The organism is Streptomyces sp. NBC_00271, assembly GCF_036178845.1.
Taxonomy (GTDB): Bacteria; Actinomycetota; Actinomycetes; order Streptomycetales; family Streptomycetaceae; genus Streptomyces.
Window position 1 is genome coordinate 11842482 of the sequence record NZ_CP108070.1, and the last position, 19202, is coordinate 11861683.

The window sequence follows — 19202 nt, forward strand, 5'->3', positions numbered from 1 at the left end:
TCACGCAGGACGCCCGGCAGCGTTCCGGCGCTCCGCTGACACCACTGCCGGTTGCTCAGCCCAGACGGTCTTTCCCCGGGCTTGATAGCGGGTGCCCCACTGTTCCGCGACGCTCGCGATGATGAACAGCCCTCGGCCTGTCTCGTCGATGGTGCGGGCATGTTTCACCTGCGGAGCGCTGGCCGCGGTGTCGCTGACCTCGCAGGTCAGCATCCGCTCCAGGACGAGGCGAAGTTGCAGGGGCGGAGCGCCGTAGCGGACAGCGTTGCCGACGAGCTCGCTGACGATGAGCTCGGTGGTGAACGCCGTTTCCTCGTCCACGCCCCAGGCTTCCAGTTGGCGGCGGGCCGCTGCGCGGGCGATCGGGGCAGCCTCGGGGTCCGCAGGCAGAGCGAGGGTCAGTACCCGGTCTTGGGGCAGCGCCTTCGTGCGGGCGAGCAGCATCTGGCTCTCGCCGGTCGGGTGGCCGGCTGTGAGCGCGTGCGCGATGTCGTCGCACACGTCCGGCAGGCGCCTTGTGCTGGCGCCGTCCAGGAGCGGGCGCAGGGGACCCGATGGTGCCAGGACCGCGTCCGCGAGCGCGGCCGTGCCCATCGCCAGAGTGCTTCCTTCGGGGAGGTCGACGGTGGTCGCGGGGAAAGGGGCGTTGCCCGTTTCGGCGAGTTGGGGGCCTGGGGGAACGGGCAAGCTGGCCGAGGTGCCGTCGGGAAAGACCGCGACCGGCTCGGGGAGGCCGGCGCGGGCGATGGTGCAGGTGAGATCGACCGGGTCGTAGATCGCGATGATGCAGCCGGCGGTGAGCGGCTCGCGGTTGAGGGGATCCGTGGGAGGAAGCGTTGCCCGCGCGGCCACGAGACGGGCTGCGGTGTCGCTGAGGCGGGCCAGCAGCTCGTCGGGCTGCAGATCCAGGGCGGCGAGCGTATGGACGGCCGTCCGCAGGAGTCCCATCGCGATGGCTGCGGCGATGCCTTGGCCTGCCACGTCGCCGACGATCAGCGCGGTCCGTGCACCGGGCAGCGCGATCGCGTCGGACCACGCGCCGCCGCCCTCCGGAGCGGGAAGGTGCAGTGGGGAGATCTCCACGGTGGAATGTGTGGCCGGTTGGTGCGGGAGAAGCCTGCGCTGGACGGTGCGCGCGATGATCCACTCGCGCATGAACTGACGGGCGTTGTCGATGCAGAGCGCAGCGTGCGTACACATCGCGGACGCCAACGCGACATCCTCCTCTTCAAAGGGGTCTTCTTGCTGGTGGCGGTAGAAGCTGACCACGCCCAGGGCATGACCGCGCAATGTCAGCGGTGCCACGATCAGGGAGTGGGCACCGGATCGCCTGATGACGTCGGCTCGGGCCGGGTCGGCGGCCAGCCACGAGCTGTCCTCCTCGATCGCCACGAGGCGCGGCCGAAGGTCGGACAGGACGTCCGAGAAGGGGGTGCCGACCGGCAGGGGCCGCACGGCTCCGAGCGGGTGACCCGCGATTGGGCCTTGGAATGCTGCTCGGCGCAGTGGGACGTCCCCGTGGACGGGTACCAGGGGAGGGTCCTCTCCGCGGACGACGTCTTCGATCACCTCGACGTCGGCGATGCCGGCGAAGGCTGGCACTACCGCCTCCACCAGTTCCCAGCAGACATCCATCACGCTCAGCCGGTGCCCCACTTGTGTGCGGACCGTGTCCAGGAGGGCCAGGCGGTTCTGTGCGTTCTCCCGCTCGGTGACGTCGACCGTGGACGCCACCAGTCCGACCACATTGCCGTGAGAGTCCTCCACACGGAAGTAGGAGACGGACTGGATACGCGCGGGCTGGCCTGGTGCCTTGATGCAATGGACGATCCGGTTCACGACCGGTTCTCCGCTCTCCAGGACCCTTTGCGCCACAGCGGTTTCTTCCTCGGAGTCCGCGAGTTCACACGCCTCGGTGAAATGCTTGCCCAGCAGGTGCCTCACTGGTGTGTCAGGCATCCCGCCGGTGGCGGTGCTCATGCGGACCACGCGCAGCTGATTGTCGAGGACGTGCAGTTCCACCGGGGAATGGGTGAACGCAGCCTTCAAGATCGCCACGTCCTGCCCCGACATGGTGTCCCCCGCTGCGAGCATCTGCCACACCACGGAAGTACCCCGCAACACCGGCTTGACCAGCACCGCGGCCGCATCCGAGAAGCTTTCCCCCCGATGTTTGCCGTCAGCGGCGAGCTCACGCATGAGTGCGGTCACGGACTGGCCGACGGCCTCTTCGGCGGACCAACCGAACAGCTCCTCGGCCGGACGCCCCCACTCGATCACCCGGCCACTCTCATCGACGAGTAGGAGCACGTCACCGGTGGGCATGCGAAAACACCTCCGCCCTCATCGTCACGCCGATCGGCTCAGCCCGCCTCTCACCAGGGATGTCGTACTGAAGGGAACCAGCGCAGCAGGTCACGGCTACGGTCGCCGTCCGCTACTACCGCAAGATCGGAAACCTTCAGACGCTGTCGAACTTCAAGGGCAACAACACCTGCAGCGAAACCACCGACATCCAGAGCAATCCGATCGTCCTCTTCACGGCATGCGTGGTCATCGACAGCGTCGACTACTGCAACTCCCCGTACGCAGACACCGGCCGGTAGCCCGCGCGCTCCCACGGGGTGCCGCACGGGCATGACCACCCCGGACAGCAGCCGTGCATTCAGGAGGGCGCCCGCCGGTCAGTCGACTGGCTGCTCGGCGGTGCGCAGCCCCGACGTCCACGCTGCCCGGTGTCTGCGGTGGCTGCGCCCGGTGCCTGAGGTGGGATCCAGTCAGGTTGCGACCGTGGCGCTGTCCCAGGAGTGCGGGCAGCCCGGACGCGCAGCTGGTCGGCACGGAGTCCAGGGTGTGGCTCCCCGCCGGTTGCGGCCCACGCGTTTGCCTTTGCCGCGTGGAACGTGGGTGAGAGGAGCGAGCAGAGCATGCCGCCTTTCGAGCTTGCGTGTTCTTCGGGTTCCCAACCCAGGCCGCGCGTCTCTGAGCGGGGTTGTTGACGTGGTGGCGTCGGCCGCCCCTGCTCTTCCCTCAGAGGTGCCTATCCGCGCTCTGCGACCGCGTGCCCCGGGCTGGGCACGCCTGAGGGGCCAGCACATCGTGCCGGCCCCTCAGGTTTCAGTAGCGGGGACAGGATTTGAACCTGCGACCTCTGGGTTATGAGCCCAGCGAGCTACCGAGCTGCTCCACCCCGCGTGAGCAACCAGAAGCGCCCAGCCTGACCGTCACCACAAAGGCGCAGAGAAATCCGGCGCTTCGCGCCTCCAGACCGAGGAGCGCATTCCCGCCCGGCCTGAAGACCGGGATTCCCTGCGTCTGATGGTGACCGCCCTCAGCGCCGGCGCGGCAGGAAACTGCTAAGCATATGGGTGAGGTCGTATCAGCAGCGCGCCTCCATCTTCGCCGGCCGCTTCCCAGCGGTCGCGGTCCGCTCCCTGGTATCGCGCGGCCCGACGCCGGCGACCTTGGCCGCCATGGCGACCTGGGCGCCGCGCCGCTCTTGCCGAGCGCGCGGGGCGAGTTCGCCGGTCTGCGTGCGTGACGATTTCAGCTGCGGGTGCTGTTCGCCGTGCTGGTCAGGATCGCGCTTGCGACCACGTCGAAGAGGTGATCGGCGCGGGGCGCGAGCGAGCGCTGATCGCCGAGCCAGGCGAGCGCCTCCACCAGCGCGAACAGATCGTCGCCGTCGATGTCGGTCCGCGCCAGGCCCGCGGCCTGGGCGCGGGCAAGGAGCCGGGCACCGGCCGCGCGCAGGGTGACGCACGAAGCGTGGAGTGCGGAATCGGGGTCCGCGATGGCGGCGGCCATCAGCACGACCGCGCCCCGGTACTCGGTTGTCCATCCGACGCATTCGCGCAGCCATGAAACGAGAGCATCGCCGGGCGAGTCGTCCGTTGCGAGGGCGTCCGCCTTGGCGGTCAGCTCGCCGAAGCTCGTGTGGAGCAGGGCATCGAGCAGCGCCTCGCGTGTCGAAAAGTGCCGCAGCAGCGTCGCGAGACCGACATCGGCTCTGCGCGCGATGTCGCGCAGTGACACGTCGACGCCGTGCTCGCTGATGGCGGCGCCCGCTACTGCGAGCAGGTGGTCGCGGTTCTTCCTGGCATCGGCCCGCATCTGTCCCCTTGAGTATCCGGATCAGTGATCCATTTATTAGGATCAGTGGTCCGATTACATGGATCACTGATCCGGATAAGGGTATCGTGTAGCGCGGGCAGGGGCGAGCCGCCTCCTGCGGCCTTTACCGCCGTCCGTGCTGATGCGTCAATTGACGCGGAGTGCGTCGTGCGGCCGAGGTCCCTGTCGAGACGGGGACGGTCCGTCCAAGCGCAGGCGCGGGTGCTTGCTCGCGGCGCGCCGGAGGATGGCTCCCTGGACGGTTCGTTGCGCGGGCGGCGGGTGGGAAAGCGAGTGTCATCCGTAGGCCCGGGATGAAGCTCATCGGCGACGTCGCCTTCAGCGCCAACGACGAGAGCCGGCCTTACCTGGAAACCTGCCATCACGGGGCAGCTTCAGGTGTGACACGAGGTCTCTGCCGGCGGTCTGGATGTCTCCTCATCAGGCCGTCCCGTGTAGCAGCCGGGACAGCTCGGCATTCAGGTCGATGCCGTCACCCTCCCGCCCGGACGGCACCAGGTGGTAGGTGCGCTCCAACCAGTGCGTCACCACTGAGAGGGAGGCTGTGAGGTGGGCGGCCCTGTGCGGAGGGGGCAGTACGTGACTCAGCACGGCATCCGGCCGTGTGTGGGTGGGCCAATGTCGCACGTCTCCTTCTCCGCTCGGCCGGAGTATGCCCTGCGCCAGCAGATCGCGGTCGAACACCCAGGCGACCGGTTCGTCGGTATCGGCATAGAAGATGATGTGCACGGCATAGGGTCGCGCGGTTCGTACAGGAGACGGGTCGGCACCTTCACCCGCTGGTCCGGCGTGAGTGTGAACTCGGCATAAAGAGATTGATCTATGCAACGCTCATGATTCCAGCTGTAGGTTGACGGGCTGACGGGTGCACCACTGCAGCCGGCAGCGGTGCACCCACACCCTCCGAAGTCGGTGCCCGCGCATGTCCGGGCACACGCACGTACCTGTCCTGTGCTCCGACGGTCAGCGGGAGGTGTGGTCGTTGAGCCCGTGTGCCTTGGCACTCACGGTGACCCACTTGTCGGCGTTCCAGTGGTGGAACTGCTGGCCGTCGTAGGAGTGTTGCTGGCCGCCGTTGTTGTGGTGCCACTTGTTGTCGTTCCGCTCCCACCTGCGGTGGCTGTCGTAGACATACAGGTCGCTGCTGTCGCGGTCGATGCGACGGTTGCTGCTCTCGCGGTCGCGGTCGCTGTCACGGTCGCCTCCGCGATTGTCGCCGTACTGGACGGTGATGCTGGAGGAGTGAGAGGCGTCCGCAGTGCGGTCGACGGACGGGTCGGACGTCGCCGATGCCCTGCCGCCTACTGCCAGCAGGGTGGTTGCTGCGACAGCGAGAGTGGCGGCCATGGTGGTGGCCCGTCGTCCAAACATGTGATTCATGATCATTTTCCTTGGTCTGCGCCCTCTGACAGAGGGTCTGGCTATGGTCCGAGAAGGTGGTAGAGGGCTGGCTATTGCCCCGAGAAGGAGGGGCGTCGGAGGTCCGTTCCTTGCCTGCGGACGGCTGGGTCGCCGGGCGCGGGCCAGGACCGCCCCGCATGCCGGCGGGAGCATGTTCAGCCGCGGTGAGTCTCGAGCAGTCGCAGCCAGATTTCGCCGAGGGTGGGGAAGGCGGGGACGGCGTGCCAGAGCCGGTCGAGGGGGACTTCGCCGGCGACGGCGATGGTGGCGGAGTGGACGAGTTCGCCGACGCCGGGGCCGGCGAAGGTGACGCCGGCGACGGTGCCCCGGTCGGTGTCGATGAGCATGCGGGCGTGGCCGCGGTAGTCCTCGCCGTACTGGTGGGCACCGGCGACGTGGGCGAGGTTGTAGTCGACGACCTTGATGCGGCGGCCGCTCTGTTCGATCTCGCGGCTGGTCAGGCCGACGGAGGCGACTTCGGGGGTGGTGAAGATGACCTGGGGGACGGCGGCCGTGTCGGCGGTGGCGACGTGCGCGCCCCAGGGGGCGTCGTCGACCTGCTCGCTGTTGGCGCGGGCGCCGATGACGGCGCCGGCGATGCGGGCCTGGTACTTGCCCTGATGCGTCATCAGGGCGCGGCGGTTGACGTCGCCGACGGCGTAGAGCCAGCCGCCGTCGACGCCGGTGACACGGAAGGTGTCGTCGACGGTGAGCCAGTCGCCGGGGGTGAGGTCGACGCTTTCCAGGCCGATGTCGCGGGTCTGTGGGGCGCGGCCGGTCGCCAGCAGGATCTCGTCCGTGGCCAGCTGTCCGCCGTCGGACAGCGTGATCCGCACTTCGCCGTCCTCGCGTGTCATGGAGGTGGCGGTGGTGTTGAAGCGGATGTCGACGCCTGCTTCGAGCAGCCCCTCGGTGACCAGGTCGCCGGCGAAGGGTTCCATACGCTCCAGGATCCCGTTTTCGAGGACGAGCATGGTGACCTGGGAGCCGAGGGCCTGCCAGGCGGTGGCCATCTCGACGGCGACGACGCCGCCGCCGACGATGGCGAGGCGGCCGGGTGCCTTGGTGGCGGTGGTGGCCTCGCGGCTGGTCCAGGGGCGGACGGTGTCGTATCCGGGGATGGGGGGCAGGGCGGCGCGGGTGCCGGTGGAGACGGCGACGGCGTGCCGGGCGGTCAGGTGGACGGTGTCGCCCTCCGGGGTCTGCACGGCGACCTGTTTGGGGCCGGTGAGGCGGCCGTGACCGCGTATGAGGTCGACGTTGACGGAGTTGAGCCAGTCGACCTGGTCCTCGTCCTTCCAGTAGGAGGACATCTTGTCGCGGTGTGCGAGGACCGCCTCGACGTCCAGGGGGCCGGCGACGGCCGGGTCGAGTCCGGGTACGCGGCTCGCGTCGGCACGTGCGACCACCGGCCGCAGCAGCGCCTTGCTGGGGTCGCAGGCCCAGAACGAGCATTCGCCGCCGATGAGGTCGCGCTCGATGATCACGGTGCTGAGTCCGGCGGAGCGGGCGCGTTCGGCCACGTTCTCGCCGACCGGCCCTGCGCCGATGACGATCACGTCGTAGGTGCGGGTGGTCTCGTTCGTCACTGCTGCGTTCGTCACTGCTGCGTTCGTCACTGCTGTGTTCCTCACTGTTTCGTTCGTCATTGCTTGCGTGCCTGGGCCGGACTCTCCACGGCCGCGGCCCCTTGCCGGCCGCGTTCGCCGTTGCCTGCCGCCGGACGGCGGGGCCGCCGCACCGCACGGGGTCGAGGGGCGGTCACGGGCTGGGTCGGCCGTGGCGGCCAGCGCGGCCCCGTGGCAGCCGGACTGCCGGGCGGCGGAGAGCACCCACCCGTGCGCTCGCCCGGCGGTCCGGTGCCGGTCTTCGGTCCGGACCGCGAGAGGTGCTGGTCCGGACTGGCTGTCGTCCGGGCCGGCGACGGCCTGTTGCAGCCCTTGGACGGTGGCTTGGCGGCTTGTGGGGGAGGTCAGCGGCCGGGGAGGCGCTCCGAGATTTCCTGGAGCACCCAGCCGTTGCCGTCCGGGTCGCTGAAGGTGGCGAAGGAGCCGTAGGAGGCGCGCTCGGGGTGCAGGCCGGCCAGCCGCTCCTGGCCGGGGCGGCGGTGGGTGACGTTCCCGTCCTCGTGGCCGTGGAAGAGGCCGCCTGCGTCGTGGAAGATCTCGCTGACCTCGATGCCGCGGCCGGTGAGCTCCGCGCGGGCTTCCTCGATGTCCGAGACGATGAGGTACAGGCCCTGGAAAGAGCCGGGCGTGATGGGGGTCATCCCCTCGCCGAAGATGATCGAGCACTCGGAGCCGGGCGGTGTGAAGTGCACGACCCGGACGTCCTCGCTGGCCTTGTAGTCGACGTCCAGGCGGAATCCGGCCTTCGCGTAGAAGGCCTTGGCCTGGTCGATGTCGGAGACGGGCAGCACGATCATTTCGAGCTTCAGTTTCATGGGGGGTGTCCTTGTTTCTTGACGTCGGTGGATTACGCCCAATGCGTCACCGGTTCAACAGGTGGTGGTCGCGGCCGGGGTCTCGTTGCCTCCGGCTGCTGCGGCGGGCGGCGTGACGCCGAAGGGGGAGTGGCTGATCCGCTGCAGTCCGACCTGAACCAATGGTCCGTTTTGCCGGACCACTGATCCGAATATATGGACCACTGATCCGAATGGTCAAGAGGGGGAGATGTGGGCTGATGCATGAGCGGGGCGTCGATGTGTCGCTGCGCGAGATCGCGCGCAAGGCGGAGGCCGGACTCGAGACGCTGCTGCGTCACGGTGCGCGACTCCTTGCCCGCGCCTGGGGCGCGGTCATGGCGCGGATTGATGGCGCCGACTTGTTTGCACTGTCGGCGACGCTTCGCTCGGCTCGGCGATCAGCGCTCGCTCGTACCATGCGCCGACCGCCTCTTCGGGGTCCCGTCGGCTCGCGGTAGCTGCTGAGTCGACCCGGGCCGGCGAGAAGCAGGGAGCGAACAAGGTGCCCTGGGTCTCGAACTGTTCGTGCGCGCCGCCATCGTCAGCCGATTCGCGGCGATCGCGGTCCGCTCCCGGGGGGGCTCGATGCCGGCACCCTTTGACCGTCTTGGCGAACGCGGCCTCGAACCGCTCCCGTCGAGCGTGCGGCCCAGTTTGTCGGTCTGCGAGCGAGACGGTTTCGTCTGCAGGCTTGAGGGTGACGCTCCCCGTCGGGCCCGGACGCTCCTTGCGGTCGTCGGAATCTCGCTCGCGCCAGGCCTCAGGCCTTCGAAGTGACGCCCACGCGTGCTGAGTTGGAGCAGCCTCGCGAGCCTGACGTCGGCCCTGCGCGCGATGTCGCGCCGTGAATGTCGACGCCCTGCTCGCTGATGGCGGTCCCCGCTGCGGCGAACAGGTGGTCGGGGTCCGTCCTGGCGTCGGCCCGCGTCTGCCCCCTCTTGACTATTCGGATCAGTGGTCCATATATTCGGATCAGTGGTCCGGAAAAGTGGATCACTGATTCACTTCATTTGTCCCCGCGAGAGACGCAGGAAGAGCGCTGTGCCAAGACAGACCATGAAAGCGATCCGGCTGCACGAGTTCGGCGGCCCTGAGGTGCTGCGCTACGAGGAGGTGCCGGTTCCTGTGCCGGGGTCGGGTGAGGTGCTCGTGCGCGTGCACGCGGTCGGCATCAACCCTCCTGACCGGTATGCACGCGAGGGGATGCCCGACATACCTCCCGAGATCAGGCCCGAGTTCCAGCTCCCCCTGATTCCGGGGACCGACGTCTCAGGCGTCGTGGAAGCCGTCGCCGCCGACGTCAACGGCTTCGCGGTCGGAGACGAGGTGATCGGCCTTCTGCGTTTTCCCACCCTTCTCCAGAGCAGCGCGTACGCCGAGTACGTCACCGCGCCGGCGTCCGACCTCGCCCGCAAGCTGACCGGCATCGACCACGTGCGCGCCGCCGCCCTGGTCATGTCGGGATTGACGGCGTGGCAGTTCCTGATCGAGCTCGGGCACGATCATCCCTCGCCGTTCCAGGAGGCCCAGCACCGCCCGATGGCACTCGGCAGCAAGAGCACGGTGCTCATCAACGGCGCTGCCGGTGGCGTGGGGCACCTCGCTCTCCAGCTGGCCAAGTGGAAGGGGGCCCGCGTCATCGCCGTGGCCTCCGGCGCTAACGAGACGTTCCTGCGCGAGCTCGGCGCCGACGAGTTCATCGACTACACCAAGGAGCGGCCCGAGGAGGTTGTTCGTGACGTCGACCTGGTCCTGGACACCGTCGGGGGTCCCGACAGCAGGCGCTTTTTGCGCACCCTTAAGCGCGGCGGGTTCCTCTACCCGGTGTACTTCGGCCAGTTCGACGACGAGGAGAACGCGAAACTGGGTGTCACGGTCACGGCCGTGTCGGTTCGCTCGAGCGGCGCGCAGCTCGCCGAACTGCAGAGCTTGGTCGACGCGGGGAAGATTCGCGTCGCGATCGACAGCATGTTCCCGCTCGCGGATGCCAGGGCGGCGCACGAGCGCGTCGCCCGGGGGCACATCCGGGGCAAGGTTGTGCTCACGGTCGCTTAGGGACGAGCCGAGAGGTGGCGGCGTTGGCGGCGCCCGCCTCGTGGAAGAGCCGGAAGGGCAGCTGTGCGACTGGCACCGGCCGCGCGATCTGCTGCCCGACGGGTTCGAGACCGTCCTCGGCGCCGACAGCGCCCTGCACGAGACCGTCGACCGCATCATGTTCGACACCGGCCTTGCCACCTGCCCGCACTGGACCGCTGAGAGGACCGGCCGGCTCCGTGTGCCGCCCGCTGATGGGCTGGCGGAGCAGGTCCGTACGGCTCCAGGCCCTGGCCCTGGTGCTGATAGCCGTCATGACAGCCCGCACGGCAGGCAGGGGACAACCTCGCCAGTGGCGGTGAGCCGGCCGCCTCGGAGAGGCTACCGGCTGGGCGGCGGGGCCCGGCTGCGGGCCAGGGCTGCACGGGATCGGCCGCACCGCGAGCGGTGCGGGGTGCGGCGCGACATGCACTGCGTGGCGGCCAGGAGGACATCATGAGGCTAATTGACAGGGCCCTGCGGCTGACGGTGTTCATCGAGGAATCCGACACCTGGGGGCACAGGCCGCTGGTTGCGGAGATCGTGCACCGGGCCCACCAGGCCGGACTGGCCGGCGCGTCCGTCTTCCGCGGGTCCGTCTTCCGCGGAGTGGAGGGCTACGGGGCATCCACGGTCATCCACGGCTACCGGCTGTGGTCGGTCAAGCAGGATCTGCCGCTCGCGATCGTCATCGTCGACGAAGAGGAACGCATCCGGTGCTTCCTGCCCACGCTGAAGGAACTGGTCACCGAGGGCCTGGTGATCGTCGAAGAGGTCGAGGTGGGCCGCATCGGCCAGACGCACGCCGACGCCGTCTGACGCGGGCGGCGCTGCCGGAGCGAACGGTGGCCCTAGCGGTGTCCGGATGGTGAGGGCGGGGCCTATCCGAACACCGCCTTGGCCACGGCCAAGCCGATGAACACCGCTCCGAGCCCGGCGATGACCGAAGCCGCCACGTTGGCGAACGCCAGGAACCTCGCGCCAGCCGCGGCCAGGCTCAGCGTTTCGTAGGAGAACGTCGAGTACGTGGTCAGCGCCCCGCACAGCCCCGTCCCCAGGAACAGCTGCACGTCCTTCGACGCGGCGCCGGACAGCGCCGCCCCCGTCAGCACGCCGAGGATCACCGAGCCGGTGATGTTGGCGGCGAAGGTGCCCCAGGGGAAGACCGTGTCGTGGCGCGCCTGGACCGCCCGGTCGGTCAGGTACCGCAGCGGGGCCCCGATGGCGCCGCCCAGCAGCACCAGCAGGAGCCTCATCGGCTCACGGCCTCCCGTCCCACGTAGTGCACCACCTGAACCTCCTCCAGGGTCACCAGGCCTTCGATGGCCAGTTCGTCCAGCTGTGGCAGGAAGGAACGGATCCGGTCTTCCTCGTCCACGATGACAACCGCGGTCGGCAGGTCGTCCGCCATCGACAGCAACCGGGTGGTGTGCACGATCGAGGACGCCCCGAACCCCTCCACCCCGCGGAAGACCGACGCCCCGGCCAGTCCCGCCGCGTGAGCACGATGCACGATCTCGGTGTAAAGCGGCTTGTGGTGCCAGGTGTCTGTGTCGTCCACGAAGACCGTCATGCGCAACGCGCGACCAGTGAGCTTCATTACTGCATCCTTCCGGCTAGGGCGCGGCGCCCGGCCGCCACGCCGATCGTCACCGCAACCATCGCGGCCACGACGGTCACCGCCAGGTAGGCCAGCGCAATACCGGCCCGCTCCTGTGCGACCAGGCGCTCGATGTCGGCGCAGTACGTGGAGAAGGTGGTGAAGCCGCCCAGCACCCCGGTGCCGAAGAACGGCCGCAACAGATGGTGCGGCGACCACACCTCGGTGACCGCCACCAGAAACACGCCGATGATCAGGCAGCCAACGGCATTGATCCCCAGCGTTGTCCACGGAAACGCGCTGCTGCCGGTGGGCCACAGCTGCCCCGCCTCGTAGCGGGCGCCCGCCCCTACCGCCCCACCGACGGCGATCACAGAGAGCACCGCGAACTCCCGGCGGCGCGCTGCACGCCGCAGCTGCGCCTCCTCGCCTGCCGTAGCCCGCTCGGCCGGCCCGGCAACCGTCCTCAGCCCTCCGGCCACACTCCTCAAACCGCTACGTCCCGCGCGCCTCTGCACACCGACCACCGTGCACCCGTCCCTGCTCCAGGTGAGCAAGGACCGTCGTCGCGTCACTGCCGCCCTTCGGGCACCATCTCCTGCGACCCCACCGATGCCGTACGACCACCCTAAACCTCGCTCCTGGGGATGCGCGGCATCATGCCCACCCGCACTCCCGTCTCGCAAACAACGAAGAGCGGGACGGTCACACCCCAAAGCTCACTCAGCGGCAACAAGACCTGGGACAGGACAGGCCGGTGATCTCACCGGGAATTACCTATCTGCTGGTCGCCCTGCCGCCCGGGAGGGAAATTCGAACGGGACGGGACACCCCCGTGGAGAGCGCGGACCGCTCCAGCCGACGTATGCGACGTCCTCGACCCGGTCGTCCAGCTCTTCGATCCGACTACGCCGGGCCGGAGTCCCGTGCCAGAAAGACCATGAGGACGGGCATCAGCGCATCTCCTCTCCGGCGGCAGGGCGAGGCACGCCGGTGAGATGGCAGACCGCCTGCAGCGGCTCCAGGGTGACCAGCGCCTCGGGGGCGACGTCGCGGACCTGTGGGAGGAAGGCACGCACGCGGTCCTCCTCGTCGATAACCACAATGGTCAGGGGGAGGTCTTCGGCGAGGTCGAGCAGGCGGGTGGTGTGCACGAGCGAGGAGGCACCGAAGCCCTCGAAGCCGCGGAAGACGCTGGCGCCGGCGAGCCCGGCGCGGTGCGCGCGGTGGAAGATTTCGGTGTAGGCCGGCTTGTGGTGGTACTGGTCCCACTCGCCGAGGTAGACGGTCATGCGCAGGACCGGGCCTTTGAGGGGCGCACGGGGCGCGCGCGGAGGGAGGTCGTCGTCCCCGTGGTGGTGCCGGGGAAGGTGCGGGGTCATCGCAAGCTTCCTTTCCGGGGAGGATCGCCGGGATGGGGCGGATGGCCGCAGGCGGGGGCGTTCACCACTCGTGCGCATCGCAGCTGGCCCCGGCGGAGATATCGACGACCTCGACGGGTTGGAGGGTCGCCAGCAGAACCGCCTGCATACGGTCCAGGCGGGTCAAGAAGGCCTGCAGGACGACCATGTCGTCGGCGAGGACGATCTCGGCTGGCAGATGCTGAACAAGCGGGAGCACACTCTGCCTGCGTACGGTGCCGGCATCGCCGAACCCTGCAATACCACGGCGCACGCTTGCCCCCCGCAGCTTGCCTTCCCACGCACGGAGCACGACCTCCTCGACCAGCGACCGACCCCGCCACTGCCGCGCTTCATCGAGGTAGATCGTCAGCCGGCCCCAGCCAGCCGATGAGGACATCACGCCTCCTCCCTTCGGCAGAGCGGGACACGCCTGTGGCTCCAGGCGCGGGAGAGGCCCACTCCCAGGGTGCACCGGGTACGTCCCGGGGTGCCATTGCGGTGGGGGAGACGTTCCTCCATGCGTCACCGCCCCCGCTCGGCTGGACCTGACTCCCAAGCCCGGCACCGGCCCGGACGCCGCGATCCTCGGCGACCTCACCGGCGCCCTGGCGGTAGAGCTGGGCCACACGCGTACTCTTGCACCGCCTCAAGCCCGAGGGCGCGAACTCATCGCCCGAGCCGAACGCGAAGGGCTCTCCTATGCGGGCTTTCTCGCCGAGTAGCTGATGGCCGAGTGCGAGGACCGCGACCGCCGCCGGGCCGAACGCCGCATCCGGGCCGCCCACTTCCCGCGCGAGAAGTCCCTGCGTGACTTCGACTACCGCGCCAACCCCAACGTCGACCCGGCGGTGATCCACTCCCTGGCCACCTGCGACTGGATCACCAAGGGCTACCCGCTGTGTCTGATCGGGGACTCCGGCACCGGCAAGTCCCACCTGCTGATCGGCCTGGGCACCGCGGCCGCGATGGCCGGCTACCGCGTCCGCTACACCACCGCCGCCGCCCTGGTGAACGAGCTGGTCGAAGCGGCCGACGACAAGCAGCTGGGCAAGACCATCGCCCGCTACGGACGCGTCGACCTCCTGGAGATCGACGAGCTCGGCTATCTCGAACTTGACCGTCGCGGCGCAGAGATGCTCTTCCAGGTTCTGACGGAGCGTGAGGAGAAGAACAGCATCGCGATTGCCTCCAACGAGGCGTTCACGGGCTGGTCCAAGACCTTTACTGATCCGCGGCTTTGCGCGGCGATCGTGGACCGGCTCACCTTCAATGCCAGCCTCATCGAGACCGGCACCGAGTCCTATCGCCTGGCTCGCACCAGGGCGAACAAAGCCGACGGGACCAAGTGATCGCCTGTGATCAGCAGGGACGAGGGGCCCTAAGCAGCCGTGATCGCGGCGAGCAGTCCCTCGGCTGCGTCGAAGGCGATCGCCCCGTCGAGCGGATTGGAGTAGATGCGCGACCAGGTGATCAGTCCGTCCCGGATGCGGGCGAACATCACCATGTCGAAGGCGAACTGCTTCCCGGTGGCCAGGACGCGGCCGTGGAGGCGGTAGTCGGCGACGACGAGTTCGGGATCGGTCGTCTCGTGCACCTGGACGTGGTCCACGGCCGTGAACTTCTGCAGCTTCGCCCCTTCGTGAAGGTGGGCCCGGAAGGCGTCCCGTCCCGGCTCCTGCACGGGTGCGCCCGGCGGCAGGTAGGGCATCTCGAAGACGGCGTCCGTGGTGAACAGGTCGGCCATCGCCTCGCTGGGGCCGTCGGCGGTCAGACGGAGGAAATGCTGGAGGACTTCACACGGTGCTGCAGTGGTCATGGGACACTCCTCTCGACGCAACCGGGGCGATGGCCCCGGTTACGTGATTGAATATACGGGGCGCAGGCCCCGCTTATCAATACTCCAAACCCCCGTCCCTGGAGGGCACTTGACCACCGAGCGACAGCGCCCCTTGCGCGCAGACGCACGCCGCAACCGGGAGCGCATCCTGCAAACGGCCCGCACAGCCTTCGCCGCCGAGGGCCTCGCGGTCCCGCTGGACGAAATCGCCCGGCGGGCCGGGGTCGGGCCGGGCACAGTCCACCGCCACTTCCCCACCAAGGAGGTGCTGTTCGAAGCGGTCGTGCGCGAGCACCTGGAGCAGCTGACGCTCGACGCCCGCGCCACCCTGGCCGAGGCAGAGGCCGGGCCGGCGTTCTTCGCCTTCCTCGCCCGGATGACCGCCGAGGCCGATGCGAAGCAGGACCTGACCGAGGCCATCACGGCGGCGGGCGCCCCCATGGGCGTCGAGGCCGAGGAACTGGCGGCACAGCTGCGCGAGTTGTTCGGCACGCTCCTCTCCCGCGCCCAGCAGGCCGGGGCGGTGCGCGACGACGTGGACGCAGCAGACGTGCAGGCCATCGTCGTGGCCGCACTGACGGCCGGCCGCCGACGCGGCACGAGTGAGAGGCCCGGGAGGCTGGCAGAGGTCGTCTTCGACTGCCTGCTCCCACGCCACACCCACGCCGACGGGAATACGGCATGACGCGCTCGCTCGACGCGCCGAAGATCACCGCCCGCGCTGAAATCCGACCAGGCGCTCGCCGCTCCGCACCTTTGTCAGCGGTGGTCCCAAATCAAGCCGCCCACCGGGGCCACCACACAGCGCCCAATCTTCACGAATCATCCGCGAACCGGGGCCAGTTCAACTCGCCTCGGTGGGGCCGATAGCGGACGCCCTAGCCAGGTCGCGGGCTGCCGCGAGCGCTCGACTCCTTCGTGGGGCGACGCCAGGAACTCTCCGTCCTGCGCACCCTGCTGAGGACATCGCGCTTGCTCACGCTGACCGGAGCCGGAGGCGTCGGCAAGACGCGGCTGGCGCTGGAGTTCGCCAAAGGGCTGCCTGGGCGCTACGCGCGGGTTGACCTGATCGAACTCGACTCGCTGCACGACGACGCTCCGCTCGCGCAGTCCGTGGCCACCGCGCTGGGCGTGGGCGAGCGAGCGGGGCGATCCGGCACCGACGCCCTGGTCCGTGCGATCGGCAACACCTCCTGGCTTGTCATCCTGGACAACTGCGAACATCTGGCAGAGCCGTGCGCTCAGCTGGCCGCGACCCTGCTGAGTCACTGCCCCCGGTTGCGGATCCTGGCCACCAGCCGGGAGGCGCTGCGGGTTCCCGGAGAGACCGTGTTCCGGGTCGGCGAGCTGTCTCTGCCGCCTACCAGCACCGGTGACGACCCTGCCGCCCTCATGCGCTCGGACGCCGTCCGCTTGTTCGTCGAACGCGCCGCCAGCCGTGTGCCCGGCTTCACCCTCTGGCGTAGCAACGCTGCGACCGTTGCCGAGATATGCCGTCGGTTGGACGGTCTGACGCTCGGCATCGAACTCGCGGCGCACCGCGTCGGCACGCTCCCACTGGGCGACATCCTCGCCGGACTGGACAACCGGCTGTTCCAGCTGTCGCTTCTGACCGACGGAAGCCGGACCGGTCCCCGTCGTCACAACGGACTGACCGCCGCGATCGACTGGAGCCATCGGCTGCTCGAGCCGACGGAACAGGCGGTTTTCCGGCGCCTCGCGGTGCTCGTCGGAGGATTCGACACAGGCGCCGCCGAGGCAGTCTGCGCCGGCGGCGGCGTCGCCCCATGCCAAATTCTCGGCATCTTGTGCGGACTTGAGGCCAAGTCGCTGATCGTACGGCTGCCGGGCAACGCGTACCCCGCGCGCTTCCGGCAGCTGAACGCCGTTCGCGCCTGCGCCATGGAGCGTCTGATCGTGTCGGGCGAGCTGGACGCCGTACGGCGGCGGTCCCTCGACTGGCTGGGCAGCCTCGCGGAACTCACCGGTGGCGAGGTGTTCGCCGACCAGGCAGGTGGGCCGCTCACCGGCGAACGGGACAATCTCGCAGCGGCCCTGGCCAGCGCCAACGGCAGCGATGGCCCCTTGAGTGACCGGCTGGCCCTGGAACTGGCCCGCGTGTACTACCAGCATGAACAGCCTTCGGCCGCTCGCTCGCTACTGGACGGACTTCTGCGGCTGCCTGCCGGGCCTGGCCTCGGCCGCGCGGTAGCGGCACTCGCCACCCGTGTCGCCTGCCAGCAGACCGACCTGGCCGCAGCGCTACGCCTTGGTGAGCAGGCGGTACGCCAGGAACGCACGCGTGACCACCCCGCTGGTCTCGCCAATGCACTGGACGCGCGGGCGGCAGCACGGCTGTGCCGTGGTGAATTCGCCGCCGCCGTCGCGGACCTGCGCTATTGCCTGCGTGTCGTCTCCGCGCTCGGCCGACGGGAGGACACAGCATGGTGCACCCATCACCTGGCTTGGGCCCTGCTTCAGGCGGGCGAGGAGGCCGAGGCCGACTTGCTCATGGCTCGCTGTCTTCCGGTGCTCAGGGCGCAGGCGCACTGGAGCCGGGCTGCCGCCGCCCTACACACCGCCGGCGCCGTACGGCTGTCCCTGGGCCGTCTGGACAACGCCGAGGCACTGTTCGGCGAGGTGCTCCGGATCGTCCCCGAAGCAAGCTTCCACGCGCTGTACCCGGTCGAGGGCCTGGCCCTCGTGGCCGCCGAGAGCGGTGACTTGCGGCGAGCCCTGCGTTTGTACGAGGCGAGCGCGCAGGCACGCCGTCGGCTGGACACCGAGCCGGAGGACCCGTGGCGCCGACGGGTGGAACTGACCGCGGCTCGTGCGCGAGCAGGGCTGTCGGCCGCTGCGCAGGACGCTGCTGTCAGCGGTGGCCGGCGACTGCGGGGAGACCGGCTCGTCGCATACGCCCTGCGGAGAGGGAGCGGCTACCCTAGCTCGGCCTCTGACGCCACGGCGGTCGTCGTGGACCAGTTCCCGCTCACGGGCCGGGAGTTCACGGTCGCCGAGCTCGTCGCCGAGGGACTGACCAACCGCCAGATCGCTGCACGGTTAGGTCTTTCAGAGCGTACTGTCGCCACCCACCTGGACAAGGTCCGCGACAAACTGGGCCTGCGCTCACGCACCCGGATCGCTCTGTGGGTGGCCGCACGAACCAGGGACAATTCCTGACGACGCAGGGCCTCAGTAATTACCCAACAAGTGCGCGTATCGGACCCGAGTTCCTGCCTCGGCAAGACGGGTCCTTCTCGGACGAGGCCGGTGCCGCTCAGGCAGTGAGCTGGACTCCCGCGAGGCAGGTCGTCTGGAATGATCATAACGTCGTTCACGGGGAGCTGGGGCACCTTGCTTCGTCCTCCGCATCGCTCTGGGTTGTTCTGGCCAGACGCGTGTACGTCTGGCCAGAACTTGCGCTACTGCCAGCCGTGTTCCACGAGAGGGCTGCTCTCGCTCAGGTAGCCGTTCAGGCCGGCTTCCGGTTACTCGATGATGTCGTCGGGCAGGTCGTGGACAGTGAACCATTCGAGTGTCATGCACTTTTCTGGCTCCTTGTTGACGGGCTGTCCCTCCCACTTCGTGGCTTCGAAGAAGAAGCCGATCCGCTCGACGTCCTGACTCTGCCGGTGGTGTACAACCTGGACCAGGCGAAGGTGCGCCGGGTCGACGGTGATGCCGGTCTCCTCGTACAGCTCGCGGGCAGCGCCGACGGGCAGGGGCTCGCCCTGGTCGAGCTTCCCGGAAGGCATGTGCCACCGGCCGTAGCCGTACGGGCCGCCCGCGTGGCTCACCCTGGGTTCGGTGAGGGCCCAGCTCAGCGGTGCATCTCGACTACAGCAAACCGCCGTTGATTGTGATTGACCGCACGATGTGTCACGGGCTATGGCACGTGCCGACAGCCGCTTCAGCCTTCGGTATCGTCCGCCGCGTCGCTCAAGACACGGACACGTTAAGAGCTAACAGTCGATCATGAGGCTGGCTTCACTACGTGCCCCAAGGCGATGAGGCCGATTCCGACCACGAGAAACGACGAATGCTCGAACCCGCTCCACGCAACGAACAGGGCACCCGCTCCCCAGAGTCTCGGCTGCCGAACATGGCGCTGTAGCCATCGGCCTGGCATACGTCCCAGGAGCAGGGCGTGGAGGCCGAGAACAGCACAAGCAAGCCAGATCGCCCCCACCATGGCAATCAGCGGCAGAAGCATGCCCGCAAACGACGTTGACATGGTCATCCCCCGGTAGACCTCGCTGGCGGCCCTGTTACCCACCCGCGAGTCTCCCA

Annotated in this window: 18 protein-coding genes, 1 tRNA gene and 2 pseudogenes; 6 read left to right on the plus strand and 15 right to left on the minus strand. The window is 68.8% G+C overall.

Going from position 1 to position 19202, the window contains the following annotated elements:
• The 7 genes from OG798_RS54285 to OG798_RS54315 form a co-directional block, all read right to left on the minus strand.
• Window positions 1–2325: a SpoIIE family protein phosphatase gene (locus OG798_RS54285; protein WP_328755806.1), complete on the minus strand. Its 2325-nt coding sequence runs from the start codon at window positions 2323–2325 to the stop codon at window positions 1–3.
• A 796-nt stretch (window positions 2326–3121) separates the two neighbouring features.
• Window positions 3122–3195: transfer RNA gene (locus OG798_RS54290), tRNA-Met, on the minus strand.
• A 351-nt stretch (window positions 3196–3546) separates the two neighbouring features.
• Window positions 3547–4113 carry a TetR/AcrR family transcriptional regulator gene (locus tag OG798_RS54295; RefSeq protein WP_121413747.1) on the minus strand — a complete coding sequence of 189 codons (567 nt, stop codon included), beginning with the start codon at window positions 4111–4113 and terminating at the stop codon, window positions 3547–3549.
• Between the two features lie 441 nt (window positions 4114–4554).
• Window positions 4555–4962 carry an SsgA family sporulation/cell division regulator gene (locus OG798_RS54300; protein WP_267059819.1) on the minus strand — a complete coding sequence of 136 codons (408 nt, stop codon included), beginning with the start codon at window positions 4960–4962 and terminating at the stop codon, window positions 4555–4557.
• A gap of 135 nt (window positions 4963–5097) precedes the next feature.
• A complete protein-coding gene (locus OG798_RS54305; protein WP_147474116.1) occupies window positions 5098–5514 on the minus strand; it encodes a hypothetical protein in 417 nt (138 codons plus the stop codon).
• A gap of 176 nt (window positions 5515–5690) precedes the next feature.
• Window positions 5691–7124 carry a dihydrolipoyl dehydrogenase family protein gene (locus OG798_RS54310; RefSeq protein ID WP_443054176.1) on the minus strand — a complete coding sequence of 478 codons (1434 nt, stop codon included), beginning with the start codon at window positions 7122–7124 and terminating at the stop codon, window positions 5691–5693.
• Window positions 7125–7507: 383 nt separating this feature from the next.
• Window positions 7508–7978, minus strand: a complete 471-nt coding sequence (locus OG798_RS54315) for a VOC family protein (RefSeq protein ID WP_328755803.1) — start codon at window positions 7976–7978, stop codon at window positions 7508–7510.
• 245 nt (window positions 7979–8223) lie between these two features.
• On the opposite strand from OG798_RS54315, the pseudogene OG798_RS56995 reads away from it, so the two are divergent.
• Both OG798_RS56995 and OG798_RS54320 read left to right on the plus strand, forming a co-directional pair.
• A pseudogene (locus OG798_RS56995) lies at window positions 8224–8464 on the plus strand (hypothetical protein); the annotation flags it as partial.
• Between the two features lie 591 nt (window positions 8465–9055).
• A complete protein-coding gene (locus OG798_RS54320; RefSeq protein ID WP_121413742.1) occupies window positions 9056–10054 on the plus strand; it encodes an NADP-dependent oxidoreductase in 999 nt (332 codons plus the stop codon).
• Here OG798_RS54320 and OG798_RS57000 read toward each other — a convergent pair.
• The gene (locus OG798_RS57000) at window positions 10041–10349 is read right to left on the minus strand and encodes a hypothetical protein (protein WP_413253495.1); all 309 of its coding nucleotides are present in this window, start codon (window positions 10347–10349) and stop codon (window positions 10041–10043) included. The two genes, OG798_RS54320 and OG798_RS57000, sit on opposite strands and share 14 nt — an antisense overlap.
• A gap of 176 nt (window positions 10350–10525) precedes the next feature.
• On the opposite strand from OG798_RS57000, the gene OG798_RS54330 reads away from it, so the two are divergent.
• Window positions 10526–10891 (plus strand): DUF190 domain-containing protein, encoded by a 366-nt coding sequence (locus tag OG798_RS54330; protein ID WP_435864178.1) that lies wholly within the window; start codon window positions 10526–10528, stop codon window positions 10889–10891.
• Window positions 10892–10953: 62 nt separating this feature from the next.
• Here the strand turns inward: OG798_RS54330 and crcB (OG798_RS54335) are convergent, their stop codons facing one another.
• The 5 genes from crcB (OG798_RS54335) to OG798_RS54355 all read right to left on the minus strand — a co-directional run bounded on the left by crcB (OG798_RS54335) (window position 10954) and on the right by OG798_RS54355 (window position 13472).
• Window positions 10954–11328: a fluoride efflux transporter CrcB gene (gene crcB, locus OG798_RS54335; protein ID WP_121413740.1), complete on the minus strand. Its 375-nt coding sequence runs from the start codon at window positions 11326–11328 to the stop codon at window positions 10954–10956.
• Window positions 11325–11672, minus strand: coding sequence for a DUF190 domain-containing protein (locus OG798_RS54340; protein ID WP_121413739.1), 348 nt, complete (start codon window positions 11670–11672; stop codon window positions 11325–11327). Before OG798_RS54340 ends, crcB (OG798_RS54335) begins: the two co-directional genes overlap by 4 nt.
• Entirely contained in the window at window positions 11672–12055 is a 384-nt protein-coding gene (gene crcB, locus OG798_RS54345) for a fluoride efflux transporter CrcB (RefSeq protein ID WP_323138664.1), read from the minus strand. Before crcB (OG798_RS54345) ends, OG798_RS54340 begins: the two co-directional genes overlap by 1 nt.
• A gap of 570 nt (window positions 12056–12625) precedes the next feature.
• Complete coding sequence (locus OG798_RS54350; protein ID WP_267063688.1) at window positions 12626–12964, minus strand: DUF190 domain-containing protein; 339 nt, start codon at window positions 12962–12964, stop codon at window positions 12626–12628.
• Between the two features lie 151 nt (window positions 12965–13115).
• A complete protein-coding gene (locus tag OG798_RS54355) occupies window positions 13116–13472 on the minus strand; it encodes a DUF190 domain-containing protein (protein ID WP_328755801.1) in 357 nt (118 codons plus the stop codon).
• Between the two features lie 286 nt (window positions 13473–13758).
• Between OG798_RS54355 and istB the strand changes: the two are divergent.
• Window positions 13759–14424: pseudogene (gene istB / locus OG798_RS54360) on the plus strand (IS21-like element helper ATPase IstB); the annotation flags it as partial.
• 29 nt (window positions 14425–14453) lie between these two features.
• On the opposite strand, the gene OG798_RS54365 reads toward istB, so the two are convergent.
• Entirely contained in the window at window positions 14454–14891 is a 438-nt protein-coding gene (locus OG798_RS54365; RefSeq protein ID WP_120984829.1) for a nuclear transport factor 2 family protein, read from the minus strand.
• A gap of 109 nt (window positions 14892–15000) precedes the next feature.
• On the opposite strand from OG798_RS54365, the gene OG798_RS54370 reads away from it, so the two are divergent.
• Complete coding sequence (locus OG798_RS54370) at window positions 15001–15597, plus strand: TetR/AcrR family transcriptional regulator (protein ID WP_121413735.1); 597 nt, start codon at window positions 15001–15003, stop codon at window positions 15595–15597.
• A gap of 287 nt (window positions 15598–15884) precedes the next feature.
• A complete protein-coding gene (locus OG798_RS54375) occupies window positions 15885–18092 on the plus strand; it encodes an ATP-binding protein (protein ID WP_328755799.1) in 2208 nt (735 codons plus the stop codon).
• 308 nt (window positions 18093–18400) lie between these two features.
• Here the strand turns inward: OG798_RS54375 and OG798_RS54380 are convergent, their stop codons facing one another.
• Window positions 18401–18709: an NUDIX domain-containing protein gene (locus OG798_RS54380; RefSeq protein ID WP_323138663.1), complete on the minus strand. Its 309-nt coding sequence runs from the start codon at window positions 18707–18709 to the stop codon at window positions 18401–18403.
• Between the last annotated feature and the right edge of the window lie 493 nt (window positions 18710–19202).

Coding starts and splice junctions, on each gene's coding strand:
- OG798_RS54285 (WP_328755806.1), bottom strand. CDS start 2,325: ATGCCCACCGGTGACGTGCTCCTACTCGTCGATGAGAGTGGCCGGGTG.
- OG798_RS54295 (WP_121413747.1), bottom strand. CDS start 4,113: ATGCGGGCCGATGCCAGGAAGAACCGCGACCACCTGCTCGCAGTAGCG.
- OG798_RS54305 (WP_147474116.1), bottom strand. CDS start 5,514: ATGAATCACATGTTTGGACGACGGGCCACCACCATGGCCGCCACTCTC.
- OG798_RS54315 (WP_328755803.1), bottom strand. CDS start 7,978: ATGAAACTGAAGCTCGAAATGATCGTGCTGCCCGTCTCCGACATCGAC.
- OG798_RS54320 (WP_121413742.1), top strand. CDS start 9,056: ATGAAAGCGATCCGGCTGCACGAGTTCGGCGGCCCTGAGGTGCTGCGC.
- OG798_RS57000 (WP_413253495.1), bottom strand. CDS start 10,349: ATGACGGCTATCAGCACCAGGGCCAGGGCCTGGAGCCGTACGGACCTG.
- crcB (WP_121413740.1), bottom strand. CDS start 11,328: ATGAGGCTCCTGCTGGTGCTGCTGGGCGGCGCCATCGGGGCCCCGCTG.
- OG798_RS54340 (WP_121413739.1), bottom strand. CDS start 11,672: ATGAAGCTCACTGGTCGCGCGTTGCGCATGACGGTCTTCGTGGACGAC.
- OG798_RS54350 (WP_267063688.1), bottom strand. CDS start 12,964: ATGACCGTCTACCTCGGCGAGTGGGACCAGTACCACCACAAGCCGGCC.
- OG798_RS54355 (WP_328755801.1), bottom strand. CDS start 13,472: ATGTCCTCATCGGCTGGCTGGGGCCGGCTGACGATCTACCTCGATGAA.
- OG798_RS54365 (WP_120984829.1), bottom strand. CDS start 14,891: ATGACCACTGCAGCACCGTGTGAAGTCCTCCAGCATTTCCTCCGTCTG.